We start from the raw sequence: 19,003 nt of genomic DNA, 5'->3' as shown, positions 1-19,003 counted from the left end.
CACGCAGGTCGCGCGCCCGCCTGTTCCCGACCGACCGGCCGCCACGCGGCCCGCCCCGCGGATCACGGCCTCGGGCCGGCCCGGGGACTACTCGTCACACCGGGCCGCGCCCGTCCGTGTCCCCGGCGCGGCCGGGATCACCAGCGGTGTTCCCGTCTCCGGGTCGTCGATGACGCGGCACGGCACGCGGAAGACCGCCTCGACGAGTTCCGCCGTGACGACCTCGCCGGGCGCGCCCTCGGCCACGATGCGGCCGTCGCGCATGGCGATGAGGTGGGTGGCGTAGCGGGTGGCCTGGTTGAGGTCGTGCAGGACCGCCACGAGGGTGCGCTTCTCCTCGCGGTGCAGCCGCGCGCACAGGTCCAGGACTTCGATCTGGTACGCGATGTCGAGGAACGTCGTGGGTTCGTCGAGCAGCAGCAGCGGTGTCTCCTGCGCGAGTGCCATGGCGATCCACACGCGCTGCCGCTGGCCGCCGGACAGTTCGTCGACCGCGCGGTCCGCGAGTTCGAGGACGCCGGTGGCCCGCATCGACGCGGTGACCACGCGTTCGTCGTCCGGCGACCACTGGCGCAGCAGTTTCTGGTGCGGATAGCGGCCTCGGGCGACCAGGTCGGCGACGGTGATGCCGTCGGGCGCGATCGAGGTCTGCGGCAGCAGCCCGAGGGTGCGGGCGACCTGTTTGGCCGGCATGGACGCGATGTCGCGGCCGTCGAGCAGCACGTGTCCTGCGGTGGGTCTGATCATGCGGGCCAGGGCGCGCAGCAAGGTCGACTTGCCACACGCGTTGGGGCCGACGATGACGGTGAACGACCGGTCGGGGATCGCGACGGTGAGGTCTCGTGCGATGGTGCGTTTGTCGTAGCCGAGCGTCAGGTTGTCGCCGTGCAGTCGCGACGCGCCGCCGTCGGCCGCGTCGTTCGGGTCCGCGAGCCCGGAAGCGGGTTTGGGGGTGGTGGTGGTCACGGTCCGTCAGATCCTTCCCGCGCGGCGCTGGGCCGCGAGCATCAGCACGAGGTATCCGCCGCCCAGCAGGCCGGTGACGACGCCGACAGGCAGCGGGTCGTCGGCGAACGCGCGCTGGGCGATCCAGTCGGAACCGACCAGAAGGACGGCGCCCATGCACAGCGAGGGCAGCAGGTTGGGGCCCGGTGCCGCGGTGAGGCGGCGGGCCAATTGCGGGGCGGTCAGGGCGACGAAGGCGACCGGTCCGGCGGCCGCGGCGGCGAGCGAGACGAGCAGGATCGCGCCGGAGAGCAGCACGAGGCGTACGCGTTCGACCCGGACGCCGAGGGCCGCGGCTGCGTCGTCGCCCATCTCCAGCATGCGCAGCGCGGGTCCGCAGCCGATGATCAGCGCGGGGACCAGCACGAGCATCGCGATCGCGAGAGGCATGGCGTCGTCCCAGTCGCGGCCGTCCAGGCTGCCGGTCTGCCACAGCATGACGCGTGACGCCTCGGCGAGTTTGGCGCGGGTGAGCAGGTAGCCGTTGACGCCGGTGAGGATCGCGGTCAGGCCGATGCCGGTGAGGATGAGCCGGAATCCATGCACCCCCTGCGTCCAGGCCAGCAGGTAGACGACTATGCCTGCGGTGATGCCGCCCGCGGCGGCGCCGAACGCGACCATGCCCGCGCTCCCGCCCAGCACGACGATCGCGAAGAGCGCTCCCGTCGCGGAGCCGGCGGTGAAGCCGAGGAGGTCGGGGCTGCCGAGCGGGTTGCGGACGACGGCCTGGAACACGGCTCCGGCCAGGCCGAGTGCGGCGCCGACGAGGAGCGCGACCCCGGCGCGCGGCAGGCGTAGTTCGCGTACGACGAACTCGTCGGCGGCGCTGCCGTGGCCGAGGAGTGCGTCGACGACGCGGCCGAATCCCATCGCGTAGTCGCCGCTTCCGATGCACGCGACGGCCAGGGCCAACGCGGCGACCAGGCACGCGGTCCCGGCGACCATCGCGCGCGGGCGGAAGCGCACTGACCACGCGCCGACGCGCAGCGAGCGATCGCGGGAGGCGTGCGTCCCGCCGATGCGGACGGAGGCCCGGAAGGACGCTCGGACGGGGTTCATGCGCGCACCACCTTCGCGCGTCGGAGAAGCACGAGGAAGCAGATGCCGCCGATGACGGAGGTGACGGCGCCGACCTGGACCTCGGCGGGCCGCGCGATGAGGCGGCCGATGATGTCGGTGCCGAGCAGGAACGCCGGCGTGAGTACGGCGCAGTACGGGATCAGCAGCCGCAAGTCCGGTCCGGTGAAGGCACGGACGGCGTGCGGCATGAGCAGCCCGACGAACACCAGTGGCCCGCACGCGGCGGTGGCGGCGCCGCACAGCAGCGTGACCGCGACCATCGCGGCGGCCCGGGTGCGGGCGGGATGCCCGCCGAGTCCGCGTGCGGCGTCGTCGCCGAGCGCGAGGGCGTTGAGCGGGCGTGCGATGGCCAGGGCCAGCACGGTTCCGGCGGCGATGAACGGGCCGACCTGGCCGGCGATGCGCATGTCCGCGTTGGCGAGCGATCCGACGGTCCAGAACCGCAGGTCGTCGAGGGCCGAACTGTCGAGGAGCATGACGGCCTGGACGTAGGAGATCAGGGCGGCGTTGAGGGCGGTTCCGGCGAGGGCGAGGCGGGCGGGTGTGGCGCTGCGTCCGCCGCCGACGGCGTACACGAGCACGGAGACGGCGGCGGCTCCCGCGAACGCGAACCAGACGAAGCCGTTGAAGGTGCTCACGCCCAGCAGTGCGATGGCGGAGACGACGGCCGCGGAGGCACCGGCGTTGATGCCGAGCAGTCCGGGGTCGGCGAGCGGGTTGCGGGTGACGGCCTGCATGACCGCGCCCGCGATGCCGAGCGCCGCGCCGACGATGAGGCCGAGCAAGGTACGCGGCAGGCGCATGTCGTGGACGACGGCGTACCCGGCGGATTCGGGGTCGACGAGGCCGTCCCACACCTGCCCCGGGCTCAGGTGCCGGGAGCCGAGCGCGAGGCTCAGCACCGCGGCGGCGCACAGGAGCACCAGCGACACCGTGATGCCGGCGGCGGTCGGAATACGGCGCACCGGCTTAGCCAACTGCTTGGTATCCGCAGCCGATTCGGATGCGTCCGACGCGGCTGCGTCCGACTCGGCCGGCCGCGAACGCGGCGGGCTGCTCGACGGCGCGGGTCTCACTCACGTGCTCCGTTCGCACACCGGCCGGGTGTGACGCTGCTCCCGACCCTCTGGACACAAAGTCAGGTTAGGTTAACCTAAGCTTCCGAACCCGCAGGCAGGCACCCGCCTTCCGCCCCGACCGAGCGACGGCGCGCGCATGGACACGCGCGCCGCGACGCGCACCCCCGCACGTGCAAGGAGCAAGCCCATGCCCAACGTTGCCGCTTCCCCGACCCGGCGCAGAATCCTCGCCGCGGGCGCCGCCCTCGGCATCGGTGCGCTCGCCGCGGCCTGCGGCGACGACAAGGATGGGACGAACACCGGTAATTCGGGCGGTACCGGAAACACCGGCGCTCCGAACGGCGGTTCCACGGGCGGGGCGTGGAGCTTCCGGGACGACCGCGGACAGGACGTGAGCGCCAAGTCGACGCCGAAGCGCATCGTCGCCTTCATCGGCAGCGCCGCCGCCCTGAAGGACTACGACATCGACTGCGTCGGCGTGTTCGGTCCCACCAAGGGCGCCGACGGCAAGCCCGACGTCCAGGCCGGCGACGTCGACGTGTCCAAGGTGGAGATACTCGGCCAGGAGTGGGGCCAGTTCTCCGTCGAGAAGTACGTCGGACTGAGGCCCGAACTCCTCGTCTCGCCGGTCTACGAGGACGAGACGCTGTGGTACGTCCCGGACGAGAGCAAGGACAAGATCCTGCCGCTCGCGCCGAGCGTCGGCATCCGCGTCGCCAAGGTCTCGCTCACCGAACCGCTGCGCCGCAACGCCGAACTCGCCGCGTCGCTCGGCGCCGACCTGAACAGCGCCAAGGCCGTCGACGCCAAGAAGCGCTTCGAGACCGCGTCGGAGACGCTGCGCCAGGCCGCAAAGGCGGCCGGCGGCCTCAAGGTGCTCGCGGCGTCCGCCGCCGCCGAGCAGTTCTACGCCTCCGCCCCGGACCCGTCCGCCGACCTGCGCTACTTCAAGGAGCTCGGCATCCAGTTCGTCATCCCCGACAAGCTGGAGGCCGACGGCTACTACGAGATCCTGAGCTGGGAGAACGCCGGCAAGTACGCCGCGGACCTCATCATGATGGACAACCGCTCGGTCGCCCTCCAGCCCAAGGACCTCACGAACAAGCCGACGTGGAACGAACTCCCGGCCGTCAAGGCGGGTCAGGTCGTCCCCTGGGTGAGCGAACCGCGGTTCACCTACGCCGGCGTCGCCCCGCTCATCGAGGAACTCGCCGCCGCCATCGCGAAGTCCCGCAAGCTCACGTGACACCCCTCCCCCGGCCGCCCTGGCGGCCGGGGTCCGCACGACGACAGGAGTCGCCCATGACGACCTCCGAGAATCCGTTCCGCTTCTTTCACCTGCACGTGCTGCGCACCGAGCAGATCGGCCCCGGTTTCGTCCGCGTCACGTTCGGCGGCGAGGACCTGAAGGCGTTCGTGAGCGACGGCCGTGACCAGCGGCTCAAACTGTTCTTCCCGCAACCGGGCCAGGATGAGCCGGTGGTGCCCGTCGAGGCGGGGGACGACTGGTTCGCGGCGTGGATGGCGATCGACGCAGGCGAGCGCGGCATCATGCGCACCTACACGGCACGCGACGCGCGGCGCGACCCGGACGAGTTGGACATCGACTTCGCGATGCACGGCGACACCGGCCCCGCGTCGCGGTGGGCCGCGAACGCCGTCCCGGGCGCGCGGCTCGTGGCGATCGGCCCGCAGCGGACGGACAACGGCGGTGCCGACTTCGCCCCGCCGAAAGACGCACCGTGGGTGCTCGTCGCCGCCGACGAAACCGCGCTGCCCGCTGTCGAGGGCATACTGCGGTGGCTCCCCGGCGGCCTGCCCGCACATGTGTGGCTCTCGGTCGCGCACGACGGTGACCGGCGCGAACTGCCCGGCCGCGCCGGGACGAACGTGCGCTGGTTCGTCCGCAACGGATCCGGCGACCCGATACCGGAGGCGATCGCCGCAGCCGACCTGCCCGAGGGAACGCCGTACGCGTGGATCGCCGGGGAGGCGAGCATGGTCCGCGCGGTACGCCGCAACCTGGTCCGCGACCGGGGCTACGACCGCAAATCCGTGACGTTCACCGGCTATTGGCGGCGCGGCGCGACCGACGACGACCTGCTCGTCGAGTCCCTGGCCGGTCAGGAGCCGCATCTGCCGGGCAAAGACGACTGACCGCAGGGCGGGCCGAGGCCCGGTCGCCCCGGCCCGCACGGGCAGCCGCACGCGGATCCGTCGCCCACGGAACCGCCTACGCGGCCCCGGAAACACACAGTGACGGTTGTCCGACCAGCCGTCAGGACACCTTGGGGGGCGGAGTGTTTCCGCGCGTGGCGTCGGTGGTGCTCCCCCGAACCGATGAATCCGAGGGAGAAACCGCGCATGACCCACGCACCCACCCGCGCCCTCCTCGCCTCGGTCGGCACGGCGAGCCGACCGCACGGCCACCGGAGGCGCCACCACCGAGGCACGTCACCCGGATTGCTCGTCGACGACGGGCTGCGGATCGACCTCGACCAGCGCACGATCACCGTCGGCGAGACGGCCCTGGACCTGACGTATCTCGAATTCGAGCTGCTGGCCTACCTGTTGCTGCACCCGCGCCAGGTATTCACGCGCCGCCAACTGATGGAGACCGTCTGGGGTTACCCGGAGATCGGCGGCGGCCGGACGGTCGACGTGCACGTGGCGCGCCTGCGGCGCAAGCTCGGTGCGCGGCACCGAAGGCGGCTGACGACCGTGCGCCGGGTGGGCTACAAGTACGAGCCGCACGACCTGTCGGCGGCACGCAGGTTCGCACCGCAGGCGAGGTCGGAGCACCGGTACGCGCAGGCGCGTCACCGCGCCTGACAGTCACCGGAGCCGGGGAGCACAGGATCCGGCGCCGACTCCTCTTCTTCCCGGCTCCGGTGCCCCGGCTCCGGCGCCCCGGCTCCGGCGCACCCTGTCCCCGCGCGTCCCGGGCTACGCGCGACAGCTCAGCGGCCTGCCGCCGTTGTAGACGATCATGTCGAGCACCGCGATCTCGATGTCGACGTCGCGGCCGTCGAGTTCGGCGTACGCGCGGTGCAGGTTGCCGACCAGGCGTTCCGGGTCGGACAGCGCCGCGTACTCGCCCAGATCGGCTTCGCGGGCGGCGTCGAGCGGCGTCAGACCCGCCGCGCGGCCGGCCTCGGCGGTCTCCATGACGAAGCGGACGTAACCGGCCGTGACGTCGATCTGCTCCGGACCGCATACCGGGCCGTGGCCGGGCACGAGCGTGGGCGCGCCCAAGGCGCGCAGCTGTTCCAGCGCGTGCAGCGAGCCGGCCGGCGACCCCATGAGCAGGAACGGCGTGCCGCCGTTGAAGACGAGGTCGCCGGTGAAGACGACGCCGTGGTCGGGCAGCCACACGACCGAGTCGTTCGTGGTGTGCGCCGCGACACCGAAGTGGCGCACCTCCGCGCGCGTGTCGCCCGCGTACAACGTCACGGCATCGCGGAAGGTCAGAAAGGGCGGCGCCACGCGCACCTCACCCCAGTCGACTCCCGGCCACACCGCGTCGTAGTCGGTCAGGCCCTGGCGCAGGATCTCCGTGCGGGTCTCCTCGTGCCCGACGATGGTCGCCGCCGGGAACAGCCAATTGCCGTGCGTGTGATCGCCGTGGTGGTGGGTGTTGACGAGAGTGCGCACGGGCGCGCCGCCGGACACACGCGCGATGGTGTCGGCGTAGGCGCGGGTGCGGTGTTCGGTCGCGCAGGTGTCGACGGCGATCACGCCGCCCCCGCCGACCAGGAAGCCGGTGTTGTTGATCCACCACGTGCCGTCCGGCTGGATGTACGCGAAGACGCCGTCGGCGACTTCCTGCACCTGCGGGGCGGTGTCGGGCCGGGTGGTGTTCTCGGATGCGCGGATGATGTCGTGCGACGTGCTCATGGCGTTCCCCCGGAGTGGTCGGCGTTCATTCGCTCCGGGATACACCGCCGCCGCGGCGCGTGGCCATCGCCCACGCGGGCGAAAAACCACAATCCGGCAAGACTGTTGCCGAGGCGGGCTTCGACTGCCGAAACCTTGGGCGATTAACTATTTGCCTAGGGGTTCCAGGATTGGTTAGCGTCGCGGGTATGAAACCAGTCACCGAGCCGGAGATACGCGCGTCCTTCGTCAACTGCTCGAAGGGCGACGCGAAGCGCCTGGCCGTCCCCCGGGATCTGGCCGAACGCCCTTGGGACGACCTGGACTTCCTCGGCTGGCGCGACCAGTCCGCACCGGACCGCAGCTACCTGGTGGCCGAGCGCGACGGCGGGCTCGTGGGCGTGGCGCTGCGCTTCCCCGCCGGGCAGCGCGGCTTCCTGCACCGCAGCATGTGCACGCTGTGCCTGACCACGCACCCCGGCAACGGCGTGTCGCTGATGACCGCGCGCAGGGCCGGCAAGGCCGGTCGTGAGGGCAATTCGGTCGGCATATACATGTGCGCGGACCTCGCCTGCTCTCTGTACGTGCGCGGTATCAAGGCCCCCGAGCCGGGCGGCCGTTTCCGTGAGTCCCTGAGCCTTGAAGAGCAGGTGGCCCGGACCCACGGCAAGGTCGCGGCGTTCCTCGACAAGGTCCTCGGCACGGCGTCCGACGTCGACCCCACCCCGGCCTGACACGACTCCCGACCCGGCCGGGGCACCCCCTCATCCATGAGCGAAGGCATCTGGGGTAGAACGTCGTTGACCTGACGTCGGGTGCGGGTGGCGGCCCGCTCCGACGTCAGGTCACTTGCCTGGCCTCAGTGCCGCAGTGCCCGGGGCACCGAGGCGGTCACGTTGCTGTCGAGGTCGAAGTGGCTGCGTGCGGTCCCGGTCCCCGTCTTGCCCGGAGCGACGTCCTTGACGGTCAGCACGACGGTGTCGGCGAGATCGTTGTTCGGCTTGCGGAACTCCACCTGGATCAGGAAGTCCGCCGACGAGTCGCCGGTGTTCGTGGCCGTCACCTCGGCGGTCGCGCGTCCGTCGCCGTCGATGGTGACCGACCCGACCTTGACGTCGTTCTTCGCGTCGATGCCGTCGGTGATGTCGTTGAATTCGTCGCCGGCCCGGTTCAGGGCGCTTTCGACCGAGGACGCCGCGTCGTTGAGGTCTTGCGGCTGGTCCTCGTCGCTGCATGCCGCAGTGCCCAGGGCCAACGCCGCGGCAAGCACCAGGGCCCCAGCCGTCGCTCCCGCCCGGCGGCGGCGCTTGGGCGCGATTACGTTCAATCGGGTCATAACGCAGTCGCTACCCGTTAAGGCGGAGGCAAATCGCCTGGTCAGGCGTTATGGCAAAATCCAGGTGAAATCCGAGACATTTCGGCTTGATCGTTTCGGGCCGGTTTCGCGGGGCCGGAGTGGGTAGGCAGCGTATGTGGCCGACAGGCCCGCGCCGAGCCCCCGGGCCCGGCCGATCATGCTGGGCGGCGACAGGCCGTCCCCCGAAGGCATCCACTGCCGGGGCATCCCGCCCGCCCGAAGGAGCCGGGCGTACGGGAGCCCTCCGTGCCACGGCGAGAAGGCGCCCACGGTGACGCACTCGCGCCCTTCCGGGCCGCCTCCCGCGTGGCCGATCGGAGCTGCAAGGAGCCGAAACCATGCCCGCGCACTCCCGCTCGACGGCGACAACCGCGCCGCGCGTCTCTTCCGAACCGCACCGTTCCGAACGCCACCGCCCCGAACGACACCGCGCCGACCAGACCCACGCAGCCGGCGCACTGGCCGACCGCGCCATGCCCGGTACCGACACCGCAACCCGCTTCACGGCGGACGAATTGCGCGGCATGGGCAAGTACGAGGCCCGGGCGCTGAGCGACACGCTCATCCGCCGCCTGCGGGCGCTCGACCCCGAAGCCGTCGAGTACGGGGAGCTGCGCGGCACGATAGTCGAGCTGAACCTCCCTCTCGTGCGCTACGCCGCCCGCGAGTTCGGGCACCGCCGAGAGGCGTACGAGGACATCCTGCAGACCGGCATCGTCGGCCTCATCAAGGCGGTCGACGCGTACGACGTGGACCGCGGCGTGGAGTTCGCCAGCTTCGCGCTGCCCACGATCTCGGGGGAGATCAAGCGCTTCTTCCGCGACACGTCCTGGCCGGTCCACGTGGCCCGCGGCCTCCAGGAACGCTTCCTCGCCGTCACACGGACATCCGACCGGCTCGAACAAAAGCTCGGACGCGAACCGACGACCGAGGAGATCGCGAAGCAACTGGGCGTCACGCCGCAAGAGGTACAGGACGGCCGCGACGCCGGACGCGCGTACCTCGTCGACTCGCTCGACGCCGGACGCGGTGGCGACCACGAGGGCGAGGGCAGCCCGCAGGGCCGCACCCCGCTCACCGACCGGCTCGGCTACGACGACCGCGAACTCGACCTCGTCGACTTCCGGGAGTCGGTGAAACCCCTGATGGGAACGCTGTCCCGGCGCGAACAGCTACTCCTGGAACTGCGCTTCTGGCACGCACTGCCGCAGCGGGAGATCGCGGCACGCCTGGGCATCTCCCAGATGCACGTCTCGCGTCTCCTCTCCCAGACACTCACCTACCTGCGGGAACGCCTGGAAGCGGACGAGCCGACCACCAACAACGGCCGCGCCCTCTCCCGAGGAGCAGCGGCATGAATCCCGGCAGCGCCTCCTACACCCGCGAGCCGGCGACCATCGTCGCCCGCGACGGCAACCGCCTGCTCATGGTCGACATGGGCGGGACGCCGGGCTCGGTACGCGTTGCCCGGCGCACCTGCGCCGACTTTCTGGCCCGCGCCACGACCGCCGGCGGGCCCAGCATGGGGACCGACACGACGACGGACATCCTGCTCGTCGTCGCCGAACTGGTCGCCAACGCATGCCGTCACGCGCCCGGCCCGTGCCGCCTCACCGTGTCGCTGTCCGAGCACGGCGCCGACGTCGCGGTACGCGACACCGGCCGGGGCCGACTGCGGCTCGTGCAAGGCGACACGGCGGGGGGCTACGGGCTCCTCATCGTGGCGCGGCTCACCGCGGGCATCCATGTGCTCCCGGTCCACGACGGGAAGATCGTCCGCGCGACGGTTCCCCTTCCGGGACCACGGGCGCGGCCACTTCCGGGCTGAGCGCGGCCTGAGACCGCGACGAACGGCCAAGGCGCGAACATGCGAACCGTGTTCGTGCCTTGGCCGTTCGTCGTTTGCTGGGATCTTCGTTCGCTCGGACGGACGTTGCTCTCATGGAAGCTGTGTTGCGCCCAGAGACGTTGCTCTGACGGACAGAGTGCCGACAATATGCCGATGCATGCCGACAAGCGATCCGCCCCCGGCCGAGCCGCGGCTCGATCGGGGGCGGATCTTGGCACCTGGCTGTGGCGCCGGGTCAGCGGTCAGCGGTCAGTCGCAATGCAACTCCCCTGTGCGGTCGGTCACTTCGGGCCGCCCGGCAGGAACTCCTGGACCTTCGCCTTCATCCCCTGCTTCACCATCGCGGCCCGGTCGCTGTCGCCCTTGAGCACCGCTGCCGCCGCGGCCTCGATCTGGTCCCACGTGGCGTGCGGCGGGATCGGCGGTACAGCCGGGTCGGTGCGCAGTTCGTACACGCACGGCCGGTCCGCGGCCAGGGCCCGGACCCAGCCGCCCTCGACCTCGTCGCGGTGCTCGGCCTTGACGCCGACCAGGCCGATCGACTCGGCGAAGCCCGCGTAGTCGACGTCCGGAAGCTCCTGCGACGGCAGGAACTGCGGGGCGCCCTGCATCGCGCGCATCTCCCAGGTGACCTGGTTGAGGTCGCGGTTGTTGAGCACCGCGACGACCAGGCGGGGGTCGTCCCATTCGCGCCAGTACTTGGCCGCGGTGAGCAGTTCGCTCATGCCGTTCATCTGCATCGCGCCGTCGCCGACGACGGCGATCGCGGGGCGGCCCGGGTGGGCGAACTTCGCGCCGATCGCGTACGGCACGCCCGGCCCCATTGTGGCCAGCGTGCCCGACAGGGATCCGCGCATCGTGCCGCGCATGCGCAGGTGCCGTGCGTACCAGTTCGCGGCGGAGCCCGAGTCGGCGGCGACGATCGCGTCGTCGGGCAGCAGGTGGTCGAGGGCGTGCACGGCGTATTCGGGGTTGATCGGGTCTGCTTCGACGGCCGCGCGCCGCTCCATGACCTGCCACCAGCGCGCGACATTGTCGGCCACCGATTCCTGCCAGCCGCGGTCGGTCTTGCGCCGCAACAGCGGCATGAGCCGGTCGAGCGTCGTGGCCGCGTCGCCGACGAGGTTGACCTCGAAGGGGTAGCGCAGGCCCACCATGAAGGGGTCGACATCGATCTGCACGGCGCGTGCCTGGCCGAACTCGGGCAGGAACTGCGTGTACGGGAAGCTCGACCCGATCGTGAGCAACGTGTCGCAGTCGCGCATGAGTTCGTACGATGGCCGGGTGCCGAGCAGGCCGATCGAGCCGGTGACGTACGGCAGCGTGTCCGGCAGGACGTCCTTGCCGAGCAGCGCCTTCGCGACGCCGGCGCCCAGGAGTTCGGCGATCGCCTCCACCTGCGGGCGTGCGCGCCGGGCACCTTGGCCGATGAGCATCGCCACGCGTTCGCCGCTGTTGAGGACCTGGGCGGCGTGCGCGAGGTCGTCCTCGTCCGGCACGGGCGCGTAGTGCGGCAGGCCGAGGCTCGACGGCACCATCTTGAACGCGTGGGCGGGCGGCTCGTATTCAAGCTCCTGCACGTCCGCGGGCACGATCACGGCCGTGACGGTCCGCCGGGCGTAGGCGGTGCGGATGGCCCGGTCGAGCACGTTGGGCAGTTGCTCGGGCACCGTGACCGTCTGGCAGTACTCGGCCGCGACGTCCTTGTAGAGGCTCGCGAGGTCGACCTCCTGCTGGTAGGAGCCGCCCATCGCGCTGCGGTCGGTCTGGCCGACGATGGCGACGACCGGCACGTGGTCGAGTTTGGCGTCGTACAGGCCGTTGAGCAGGTGGATCGCGCCCGGTCCCGAGGTCGCCGCACACACTCCGACGCGTCCGGAGAACTTGGCGTAGCCGACCGCCTCGAACGCGCACATCTCCTCGTGCCGCCCCTGGATGAAGCGCGGCTTGTTGTCGGCACGGCCCCAAGCGGACAGCAGGCCGTTGATGCCGTCGCCGGGATAGGCGAAGACATATTCGATGTCCCATGCCCGCAGACGTCCCAGGATGTAGTCGGAAACCTTGGTGGACGTGGACACAATGCCGACCTCCTTGTTCGCTGGCTTGGCTTGGTCACTGCGTCGTCCGAGTCGCCCGAAATCGCCGAGTCGCCGGTATGCCGGTCCTCCGGCCCCGGTGCCGCCGGCTTCGGGCCGGGTCACTGTCGGCGGCGCTCGTCCGGCTCGGATCGCGCATGGGTGCGCGAAGGCAAGTGCGCCGGACTCCTTGGAGCGCTAGCCGCTCTTACCTCCGCCAAACGAGGCAATCCTCAACTCAACGGTTGGTACGGATGGGTGATCTGCGGGGCGATCCGCGGAAAACACGGCGCGCGTCGCACCCGCCCAAGCCGCTCCGGCCGGTAGACCTGTGCCTTGTGTGGATGGGGTCGGCCCGGGCCACGGCGCTTTCGCCGCGCCCCGGGCCTCGTCATGCGCCGGGCGGGGAGACGGGCGGTCAGTCTTCCTTGCGCCGACCGCGCAGTGCTCCCGGCGGCACCTCGTCGCCCCAGTGCGCCTTGCGCGCCCAGCGGAACGCGTCCTTCTGACTGCGCGCGACCACGGCCTCGCGCTTGTCGGGGGCTTCGCAGACGGTGAGGCGGATGTGGCCGGAACGCACCTGGGGAGCGCGCAGCACCCGCGCCGCCGCGTGCGCGGGTGGTTGGCGGGAGGCCGAGATGTACGCGAACTTCTCGTCCTCGAAACCGAGTTCGCCGCCCTTGACGGCACGGTGAACGCCGGACCGAGCGACCCGCGCGGCGAAGTGGCACCAGTCGTCACCCGCCATCGGGCACGCCGCGTCGGACGGGCAGGGGGCGGTGATCGTGGCTCCCTCTCCGATCAGCAGATCGCGAACGCGGCGCAGTCGCCCGAACCCGGCGGGGGTGCCCGGCTCGATGACGACGAGTTCGCCGAGAGTGGCCCGCCACCAGCGCGCCACCACGTCGGCGATTGCCGCGTCGGGGAGTTCGCCGAGCACGAACGACGCGACGACCAGGTCGGCGCGTACCTCGGGCGGCTCGGCAACCGACGTGCGGTGCCATTGCGCGTCACGCACGGCGGACGACGCGGACCGCCGCGCCAACTGCCGCCCGGCGTCGATCATCGCGGTCGCCTGCTCGACACATGTGACGGCCGTGAGCGAGGGAAACACCTCGGCTGCGGCCCATGTCGCGGTTCCCGGCCCGGCACCGAGGTCGAGCAGCGTGGCCGGTCCCCACTCCGGCCGCCGGGCCGCGACCGCGCCGAAGACCGCCCGACCGACCGCCAGCGTCGCGGGCATACGGGCGACGAGATAGGCGTGCACGTGCTCCCGCGTCAACCGCGCGTCACCGGGCGTCGCACCGCCGGTCCGATACAGGTCCGAGAGCTCCTGATACGCGTCAGCGAGCCCACGCGACCTGTCCCCGAACTCCTGTGCGACAGCCGCGACGAGGTCAAGGGTCCGAACGACCTCGTCCGACCGCGCGGCGGACGGGACCGCAGAGGGGCGTGAGCTCATGCGGCGACCCTAACAGCCGGACGACACGCCGAGAGACCGCCGGTTTGGTGCCCCCATGCGTAATCGAGGCGCGGGTCGGGACGCCGGAGGCAACGAGCGCCGGTCCGGGCATACTCGGACGCCGACATGCCCGACCGCTCGACGAGTGGGCGCTCATGCGCGCCCGATCGCGTCCCCGGTCGGCCGGCGAACGGCCCCGCAGCCACGGCAACTTGTCGGTCCCTCCGGGTCCCACCGGCGCCGACCACAAGTCCCGCTCCCTGTCAGTGCGTTCCGTCGCGGCCCACGCGGCCCACCGCCCGCGGCGGCGGCCCGGCATCTTCCTCGTGCATTGCGCGGGCGGTGTGGAAACGGTCGACTATGCGGGCCAGTTCGGTCTCCCGAAGCGACTTGCCCCGCAGCGCCGGATACAGGTCGCGGCGTTCGTGGAGCAGCAGTTCGTCGGCGGCCGCCGCCGCGGAATGGGCCTGGTCAAGGAACCCCGGGCCCTCCGGGCCGAGGCGCTGGGCCGCCGACAGGAAGCCTTCCACCTGCATGTTGGTGCGCCTCGCGTCGTCGATCAGCTCGCCGCGCGCGGGGTCGTGGCGGCGGATGGCCGGGTAGAGAACCTCCTCTTTGGCAGCCGCCGTGGTACGCAGTGCCCGTGCCATGTCAGGCAGCAGCTCGGCGGTGTTCCGCGGTGTCGAGCGCCAGCGCTGGATCAGCGCCCGCAAACTGTCGTTGTCCTCGATAAGTTGCGCGTACGCGTCCACGTTCGACTCCCGGTGCTGGGGTGCGCGGCGTCCCCGCACGCCCGCACCACGCGTGGATTCCCTGACGGGGCGGCTGCCCGCTCGCACCGCGACGACACGCACGTATCGCGTGGCCGAGGCGGGGCAGCCGCAGGTCATGAGGATCACGAATGTCATGGCACCCCTGGAGAACGCGGAGGCCCTGGACCGCCCCGCGTCGTGGCTTCGCGAGCTTGCGGCGAAGATCCCGCGCGGGCCGGTACGCGACACCCTGCACGGCGTGCCGATCGGACACCCGATGCATCCGGCGGCGGTGCAGCTTCCGATCGGTGCGTGGGTTTCGGCGTCCATCCTCGACTTCGCGCCGCGTACCGGCCCGGCGTCGGCGCTCCTGATCGCGGTGGGCCTGGGCGGCGCGGCGCCGGCCGCCGCGGCCGGGGTGGTGGACCTGGCAGCCACCCGCAAGCCGCAGCAGCGGGTCGGTGTCGTCCACGCGGCGTGCAACGTCGCCGCGGTCGGGCTGTACAGCGCGTCACTGATCGCGCGCATACGGCGGCGGCCGTGGCGGGCGCGCAAGTGGTCGACGGCCGGGCTCATCACGGTGGCGGCCGGCGGTTTCCTCGGCGGGCATCTGGCCTACCGCCAGGCGACGGGAGCCAACCACGCCGACCACGTCTCGTTCACCGTCGACGACCACGAGTGGCACGCGGTGGGGCCGCTGGAAGACCTTCCCGACGGCCGCGCGGTACGCCGCCACCTGGGCGACACGCCGCTGCTCGTGGTGCGCCGGGGCAACGGCGTCGACGTCCTCGCCGACCGCTGCGCGCACCTCGACGGCCCCTTGTCCGAGGGCGATGTCGAGGACGGGTGCGTAGTCTGCCCCTGGCATGAGAGCACGTACCGGCTGTCGGACGGCGAAGTCGTCCACGGCCCGGCGACGGCTCCTCAGCCGGTTTTCGAGACGCGCCTGGACGACGGCAACGACGTGTGGGTGCGGATGCCGGCGTGACCAGCGACGCAACACGGCGGGACCCGGCACCGCACGATGCCGCCCTCGCGGCACCCGGCCGAACAGGGACCGTCGCGTCGGCAGCGAGTCCGTCCTCGAAAAGCGCCACATTGTGGGGCCCATAGCCAGCTCTCGGACTACTGCCGATCACGCCAGTCGTGCGGCCCCACAGCTCCCCCTCGTTCCCTCTCGGTTCGGATCACCGTGTTCGGATCACCGCCTACCACGCCACGTCGTAGGGCCCACTCTCGGATCACCACCGTTCACGCCACTTCGTCGGGCTGAACGGGGTCTGCCCCTTGCGGCTCCCCCGGCCGGCCGGGGGCCTCCGCCCCCTTCCCCTGTGTCGTCGGCGCTGCCGCGTCCGTCGCGTCGGCGAGCGCGTCGACGACACCGATCAGTCCCCCGGACCGCCGGCAAACCGCACGCTGCCGGTCCGCGCCGGTCCCGTGGTCGCGTACGCGGTCCAGCAGTTCGTACACGGTCTCCAGGTCGCCCATCGCCTCCAACGCCGGCGTCGCGCGGGCGACGAGGCGGTCGAGCAGGACGGACGTCGGCGTAGGGGTTCCCGTCACGGGGTCGATCCCGAGGCCGGTGAGCCCGGTCTGTGCGGCACGGCGGTGCGCGGCGGCCAGGAGCGGCGTCCACACCGCGGGCGACGGGCGGCCGTCGCGTATGTCCGCCAGCAGCGCCGAGGCGAGCCCGCGGAGCAGCGCCGCGATCAGGACGGTCGTGTCCGGGTCGGCGCACACGTCGGCCACCCGGATTTCCAGGGTCGGCACGTGTTCCGACGGCCGGGAGTGCCAGTAGAGCATCGCGCGGTCGAGGATGGTGTCCGATTCGACCAGGGCGTCGACCAGGCGTTCGTAGTTCTCTTCGTCCAGCGGTGGCGCGGGGCCTACGGTGGGCCATTGCGCCCACATGACCGAGCGCCAGCTCGCGTACCCGGTGTCGACCCCCGCGGCGTACGGCGAGTTCGCCGACAGCGCCTGGATCACCGGCAGCCACGGGCGCAGGCGGTTGCCGAGGGCCAGCGCGCCCGCCCGGTCGAAGGTGCCGAGGTGGACGTGGCAGCCGCACAGCCCTCCGCCGAGCTGGTCGACCAGGGCGCCGAAACGGGCGGCCATGTGGGCGTAGCGGGGTTTGTCGGTGACCGGCACGGCACGGTCCGGCGCGAGGACGGGCGTTCCGGACGCGACGACGCGGCAGCCCTCCGCAGCCGCGGCCGCGGCGACGGATCGCCGCAGGCGGGTCAGCTCGGCACGCAGGGATGCCAGGCTGGTCACCGGCTGTGTGCACACCTCGATCTGCGAGGTGAGAAATTCGGCCTGCACTTGGTCGCCGAGGGCGTCCTTGGCCGCCTTGACGACCTGGGGAGCCCGGTCCTCCAGGACACGGCTGTGTTGTCCGACGAGGAAGAACTCCTCTTCGACTCCGATGCTCGGCCGAGGAAACGCGGTGCTGCGCATGCCGCACCGCTACCCCGTCGCCGCGTGGGCAACCGTTGCGGCGGGTGACGGCCCGGACAACCAGCCGGTGGACATGGCGTCGGAAATTCCGACAAAACGGGAGGTTCCCTGCATCGCGATCGAGTTTGACAATGAAAGGACCCGAGCCATCCATCGGAGGTGGGCAGCATGTCCGAAATGAAGCACTGGACGGTCGAGATCCATCTGACCGAGAAGACCGGCGTCGACGAGTTCGAGAGCGGGGTCACGGTACGCACGCACGCCGAGGCGCGCCTGAGCACCGAGGAGGGCGAGGCCATGCGGGGATGGGGCAACGCCCGCAAGCACCCCGCGGACCGGGACGTGCCGCAGATCGGCGACGAGTTGGCCGCCGCCCGTGCGCTCTCCGACCTCGCGCACCGCCTGTTGCACGCCGCCGCGGCCGACATCGAGGCGTCGACCGGCGAACTCGCCTCGCCACGCTCGTAGGACGCGTAACAGGGCAAGTCCCTTTTCCGGCAGGCGGGTTGGGGGTGTCCGCGGTGCCGCCGGACTGCATGAACGCGCAACTTCGTTGGGAGACCATACAGTTCGCGCCCAGCAGCGCGCCGTGCGGTGACCCGCGTGACGGAGGCGCCAAGCGGGTCGGGTCTGCACCGGACACCCGGCGCAGACCCTTCCCCCTTGCCCTTCCTCCTTTTCGCCTTTCAGCCTTTCCGCCTCTTCGCCTTTTCGCCTTTTCGCCTTTTCGCCAACGGCGGCACGGCAGACCGGTAGGCGTCGGCCGCGACACGAACGCTTCAGAGCCGGTCGGGCACTTCCCCGCGCGCCCGACGCATCGCGGGTTCGTCCAGGCGGAACGCCGGTGTCAGATCGGCCTCGTCGTAGTAACGGTGGTACACGGGCGTGAGACCGCCCGAGACCGGCGGGACGATCCAGCTCCAGTCGACCGGGCAGACCCGGCCCGCCTCCTCCTCGCGGTGCACGTGACGCAGGAAGCGCTCCGATTCGGTGTGGTGGTCCGTGATGGTCGCGCCGGCGCGGTCGAAGGAGTGCAGGACCGCGCGGTTGAGTTCGACCAGCGCGCGGTCGCGCCACAGCGTGCGCTCGCTGGAGGTGTCGAGGCCGAGGAGCGCCCCGAGTTGCGGCAGCACGTCGTAGCGGTCGGCGTCGACGAGGTTGCGCGCGCCGATCTCGGTTCCCATGTACCAGCCGTTGAACGGCGCGGCACCGTAGGACACTCCGCCGATCTCCAGGCACATGTTGGAGATCGCGGGAATGGCGTGCCACATGAGGCCAAGCAGGTCCAACTCGGCGAGTTCGGGGTGCTCGATGCGCACTTCGTGGACGGCGTCGCGCGGCAGCGGGAACCAGCGGACCGGCTCGTGGTCCGTCTCGATGAGCAGCGGCAGGATGTCGAAGTCGGTTCCCGCCCCCTCCCAGCCGAGCTTCCGGGCGTACGCCGTGATGCCGGTGTTGCGGCCGTCGCCGGTGCGGGTGCCGTCGTCGTGCTCGTATCCGGCGTAGCGCACGAGCTGTTCGTTCCATATACGGATGCGGCGGCCGGCCGGGGTGTCCGGTGCGAAGATGGTGATCGTCGGCCGGATGCGCCCGCCGCGCCACGTCGTGCGCAGGTGTTCGAAGCATTCCGCGGCGACTTCGTCGGCCCGGCCGACGTGTCGGCGGTCGCGAATGTGCAGGCTGTTCCAGTAGAGGCGGCCTATGCACCGTGCGGAGTTGCGCCACGCGACCTTGGCGCCCCATGTGAGTTCCGCGGTGGTGTGCGAGTAGGTTCCGGTGGCCTCCAGTTGGCGGCGGACCTCGTGCCGGCGTTGTTCGAGTCCGGCCAGGCCGTTCTCGTGGTGGAACTCCTCCAGGAAGGCGTACGCCTCGGCGGGGTCCACCGGATCGCCGACCGGAGGCGAGGGCGGATGGGGGGCCGGTGGAACGGCCGGACGGGGCGGCGGGAAGCGCGTAATGCTCTGCTCGGTCAACGTGCTCCTTGCGCTGTGCGAATTTCCGGTCGGGTTGG

Annotated in this window: 18 protein-coding genes; 8 read left to right on the top strand and 10 right to left on the bottom strand. The window is 71.3% G+C overall.

Annotated features, from left to right (window positions below; translation table 11 throughout):
• Nucleotides 1-87 precede the first annotated feature (87 nt).
• From ACRX5W_RS27880 to ACRX5W_RS27870, 3 genes are read right to left on the bottom strand one after another with little or no spacing between them, the layout of a single operon-like run.
• A complete protein-coding gene (locus tag ACRX5W_RS27880) occupies nucleotides 88-966 on the bottom strand; it encodes an ABC transporter ATP-binding protein (protein WP_436791106.1) in 879 nt (292 codons plus the stop codon).
• Nucleotides 967-972: 6 nt separating this feature from the next.
• Nucleotides 973-2,064: a FecCD family ABC transporter permease gene (locus ACRX5W_RS27875; protein ID WP_436791105.1), complete on the bottom strand. Its 1,092-nt coding sequence runs from the start codon at nucleotides 2,062-2,064 to the stop codon at nucleotides 973-975.
• Nucleotides 2,061-3,050, bottom strand: coding sequence for a FecCD family ABC transporter permease (locus ACRX5W_RS27870; RefSeq protein ID WP_436791104.1), 990 nt, complete (start codon nucleotides 3,048-3,050; stop codon nucleotides 2,061-2,063). The genes ACRX5W_RS27875 and ACRX5W_RS27870 overlap by 4 nt, the downstream gene beginning before the upstream one ends.
• Before the next feature lie 301 nt (nucleotides 3,051-3,351).
• Here ACRX5W_RS27870 and ACRX5W_RS27865 point away from each other — a divergent pair, with 301 nt between their 5' ends.
• The 3 genes from ACRX5W_RS27865 to ACRX5W_RS27855 all read left to right on the top strand — a co-directional run bounded on the left by ACRX5W_RS27865 (nucleotide 3,352) and on the right by ACRX5W_RS27855 (nucleotide 5,996).
• On the top strand, nucleotides 3,352-4,410 hold the full coding sequence (locus tag ACRX5W_RS27865) for an ABC transporter substrate-binding protein (RefSeq protein WP_436791103.1): 1,059 nt from the start codon (nucleotides 3,352-3,354) through the stop codon (nucleotides 4,408-4,410).
• A 56-nt stretch (nucleotides 4,411-4,466) separates the two neighbouring features.
• On the top strand, nucleotides 4,467-5,321 hold the full coding sequence (locus ACRX5W_RS27860) for a siderophore-interacting protein (RefSeq protein WP_436791102.1): 855 nt from the start codon (nucleotides 4,467-4,469) through the stop codon (nucleotides 5,319-5,321).
• Nucleotides 5,322-5,528: 207 nt separating this feature from the next.
• The gene (locus ACRX5W_RS27855; RefSeq protein WP_436791101.1) at nucleotides 5,529-5,996 is read left to right on the top strand and encodes a winged helix-turn-helix domain-containing protein; all 468 of its coding nucleotides are present in this window, start codon (nucleotides 5,529-5,531) and stop codon (nucleotides 5,994-5,996) included.
• A 114-nt stretch (nucleotides 5,997-6,110) separates the two neighbouring features.
• Here the strand turns inward: ACRX5W_RS27855 and ACRX5W_RS27850 are convergent, their stop codons facing one another.
• On the bottom strand, nucleotides 6,111-7,061 hold the full coding sequence (locus ACRX5W_RS27850) for an MBL fold metallo-hydrolase (RefSeq protein WP_436791100.1): 951 nt from the start codon (nucleotides 7,059-7,061) through the stop codon (nucleotides 6,111-6,113).
• A gap of 188 nt (nucleotides 7,062-7,249) precedes the next feature.
• Between ACRX5W_RS27850 and ACRX5W_RS27845 the strand changes: the two genes are divergently transcribed.
• On the top strand, nucleotides 7,250-7,774 hold the full coding sequence (locus tag ACRX5W_RS27845) for an FBP domain-containing protein (RefSeq protein WP_436791099.1): 525 nt from the start codon (nucleotides 7,250-7,252) through the stop codon (nucleotides 7,772-7,774).
• Nucleotides 7,775-7,899: 125 nt separating this feature from the next.
• Here the strand turns inward: ACRX5W_RS27845 and ACRX5W_RS27840 are convergent, their stop codons facing one another.
• A complete protein-coding gene (locus ACRX5W_RS27840) occupies nucleotides 7,900-8,376 on the bottom strand; it encodes a hypothetical protein (protein WP_436791098.1) in 477 nt (158 codons plus the stop codon).
• A 359-nt stretch (nucleotides 8,377-8,735) separates the two neighbouring features.
• Here ACRX5W_RS27840 and ACRX5W_RS27835 point away from each other — a divergent pair, with 359 nt between their 5' ends.
• On the top strand, nucleotides 8,736-9,755 hold the full coding sequence (locus ACRX5W_RS27835; RefSeq protein ID WP_436791097.1) for a SigB/SigF/SigG family RNA polymerase sigma factor: 1,020 nt from the start codon (nucleotides 8,736-8,738) through the stop codon (nucleotides 9,753-9,755).
• A complete protein-coding gene (locus ACRX5W_RS27830; RefSeq protein WP_436791096.1) occupies nucleotides 9,752-10,225 on the top strand; it encodes an ATP-binding protein in 474 nt (157 codons plus the stop codon). Before ACRX5W_RS27835 ends, ACRX5W_RS27830 begins: the two co-directional genes overlap by 4 nt.
• A 302-nt stretch (nucleotides 10,226-10,527) precedes the next feature.
• On the opposite strand, the gene ACRX5W_RS27825 is transcribed toward ACRX5W_RS27830, so the two are convergent.
• The 3 genes from ACRX5W_RS27825 to ACRX5W_RS27815 all read right to left on the bottom strand — a co-directional run bounded on the left by ACRX5W_RS27825 (nucleotide 10,528) and on the right by ACRX5W_RS27815 (nucleotide 14,691).
• Entirely contained in the window at nucleotides 10,528-12,324 is a 1,797-nt protein-coding gene (locus tag ACRX5W_RS27825) for a thiamine pyrophosphate-requiring protein (protein WP_436791095.1), read from the bottom strand.
• Between the two features lie 415 nt (nucleotides 12,325-12,739).
• Entirely contained in the window at nucleotides 12,740-13,783 is a 1,044-nt protein-coding gene (locus ACRX5W_RS27820) for a small ribosomal subunit Rsm22 family protein (protein ID WP_436791094.1), read from the bottom strand.
• Between the two features lie 263 nt (nucleotides 13,784-14,046).
• The gene (locus ACRX5W_RS27815; RefSeq protein WP_436791093.1) at nucleotides 14,047-14,691 is read right to left on the bottom strand and encodes a hemerythrin domain-containing protein; all 645 of its coding nucleotides are present in this window, start codon (nucleotides 14,689-14,691) and stop codon (nucleotides 14,047-14,049) included.
• On the opposite strand from ACRX5W_RS27815, the gene ACRX5W_RS27810 reads away from it, so the two are divergent.
• On the top strand, nucleotides 14,690-15,523 hold the full coding sequence (locus ACRX5W_RS27810) for a Rieske 2Fe-2S domain-containing protein (RefSeq protein WP_436791092.1): 834 nt from the start codon (nucleotides 14,690-14,692) through the stop codon (nucleotides 15,521-15,523). The genes ACRX5W_RS27815 and ACRX5W_RS27810 overlap by 2 nt on opposite strands.
• Before the next feature lie 263 nt (nucleotides 15,524-15,786).
• Here ACRX5W_RS27810 and ACRX5W_RS27805 read toward each other — a convergent pair whose 3' ends face one another.
• Nucleotides 15,787-16,992 carry a carboxylate-amine ligase gene (locus ACRX5W_RS27805; protein ID WP_436791091.1) on the bottom strand — a complete coding sequence of 402 codons (1,206 nt, stop codon included), beginning with the start codon at nucleotides 16,990-16,992 and terminating at the stop codon, nucleotides 15,787-15,789.
• A 168-nt stretch (nucleotides 16,993-17,160) separates the two neighbouring features.
• Between ACRX5W_RS27805 and ACRX5W_RS27800 the strand changes: the two genes are divergently transcribed.
• Nucleotides 17,161-17,460 carry a dsRBD fold-containing protein gene (locus ACRX5W_RS27800; protein WP_436791090.1) on the top strand — a complete coding sequence of 100 codons (300 nt, stop codon included), beginning with the start codon at nucleotides 17,161-17,163 and terminating at the stop codon, nucleotides 17,458-17,460.
• A 311-nt stretch (nucleotides 17,461-17,771) separates the two neighbouring features.
• On the opposite strand, the gene ACRX5W_RS27795 is transcribed toward ACRX5W_RS27800, so the two are convergent.
• Nucleotides 17,772-18,965, bottom strand: coding sequence for a nitric oxide synthase oxygenase (locus ACRX5W_RS27795; RefSeq protein WP_436791089.1), 1,194 nt, complete (start codon nucleotides 18,963-18,965; stop codon nucleotides 17,772-17,774).
• Between the last annotated feature and the right edge of the window lie 38 nt (nucleotides 18,966-19,003).

The organism is Yinghuangia sp. YIM S10712 (genome assembly GCF_051388935.1).
Taxonomy (GTDB): Bacteria; Actinomycetota; Actinomycetes; order Streptomycetales; family Streptomycetaceae; genus Yinghuangia.
Note: the sequence above shows the minus strand (reverse complement) of the source record. Positions and strands in the feature narration are given on the sequence as shown.

Coding starts and splice junctions, on each gene's coding strand:
- ACRX5W_RS27875 (WP_436791105.1), bottom strand. CDS start 2,064: ATGAACCCCGTCCGAGCGTCCTTCCGGGCCTCCGTCCGCATCGGCGGG.
- ACRX5W_RS27865 (WP_436791103.1), top strand. CDS start 3,352: ATGCCCAACGTTGCCGCTTCCCCGACCCGGCGCAGAATCCTCGCCGCG.
- ACRX5W_RS27860 (WP_436791102.1), top strand. CDS start 4,467: ATGACGACCTCCGAGAATCCGTTCCGCTTCTTTCACCTGCACGTGCTG.
- ACRX5W_RS27855 (WP_436791101.1), top strand. CDS start 5,529: ATGACCCACGCACCCACCCGCGCCCTCCTCGCCTCGGTCGGCACGGCG.
- ACRX5W_RS27850 (WP_436791100.1), bottom strand. CDS start 7,061: ATGAGCACGTCGCACGACATCATCCGCGCATCCGAGAACACCACCCGG.
- ACRX5W_RS27845 (WP_436791099.1), top strand. CDS start 7,250: ATGAAACCAGTCACCGAGCCGGAGATACGCGCGTCCTTCGTCAACTGC.
- ACRX5W_RS27840 (WP_436791098.1), bottom strand. CDS start 8,376: ATGACCCGATTGAACGTAATCGCGCCCAAGCGCCGCCGCCGGGCGGGA.
- ACRX5W_RS27835 (WP_436791097.1), top strand. CDS start 8,736: ATGCCCGCGCACTCCCGCTCGACGGCGACAACCGCGCCGCGCGTCTCT.
- ACRX5W_RS27830 (WP_436791096.1), top strand. CDS start 9,752: ATGAATCCCGGCAGCGCCTCCTACACCCGCGAGCCGGCGACCATCGTC.
- ACRX5W_RS27820 (WP_436791094.1), bottom strand. CDS start 13,783: ATGAGCTCACGCCCCTCTGCGGTCCCGTCCGCCGCGCGGTCGGACGAG.
- ACRX5W_RS27810 (WP_436791092.1), top strand. CDS start 14,690: ATGGCACCCCTGGAGAACGCGGAGGCCCTGGACCGCCCCGCGTCGTGG.
- ACRX5W_RS27815 (WP_436791093.1), bottom strand. CDS start 14,691: ATGACATTCGTGATCCTCATGACCTGCGGCTGCCCCGCCTCGGCCACG.
- ACRX5W_RS27805 (WP_436791091.1), bottom strand. CDS start 16,992: ATGCGCAGCACCGCGTTTCCTCGGCCGAGCATCGGAGTCGAAGAGGAG.
- ACRX5W_RS27800 (WP_436791090.1), top strand. CDS start 17,161: ATGTCCGAAATGAAGCACTGGACGGTCGAGATCCATCTGACCGAGAAG.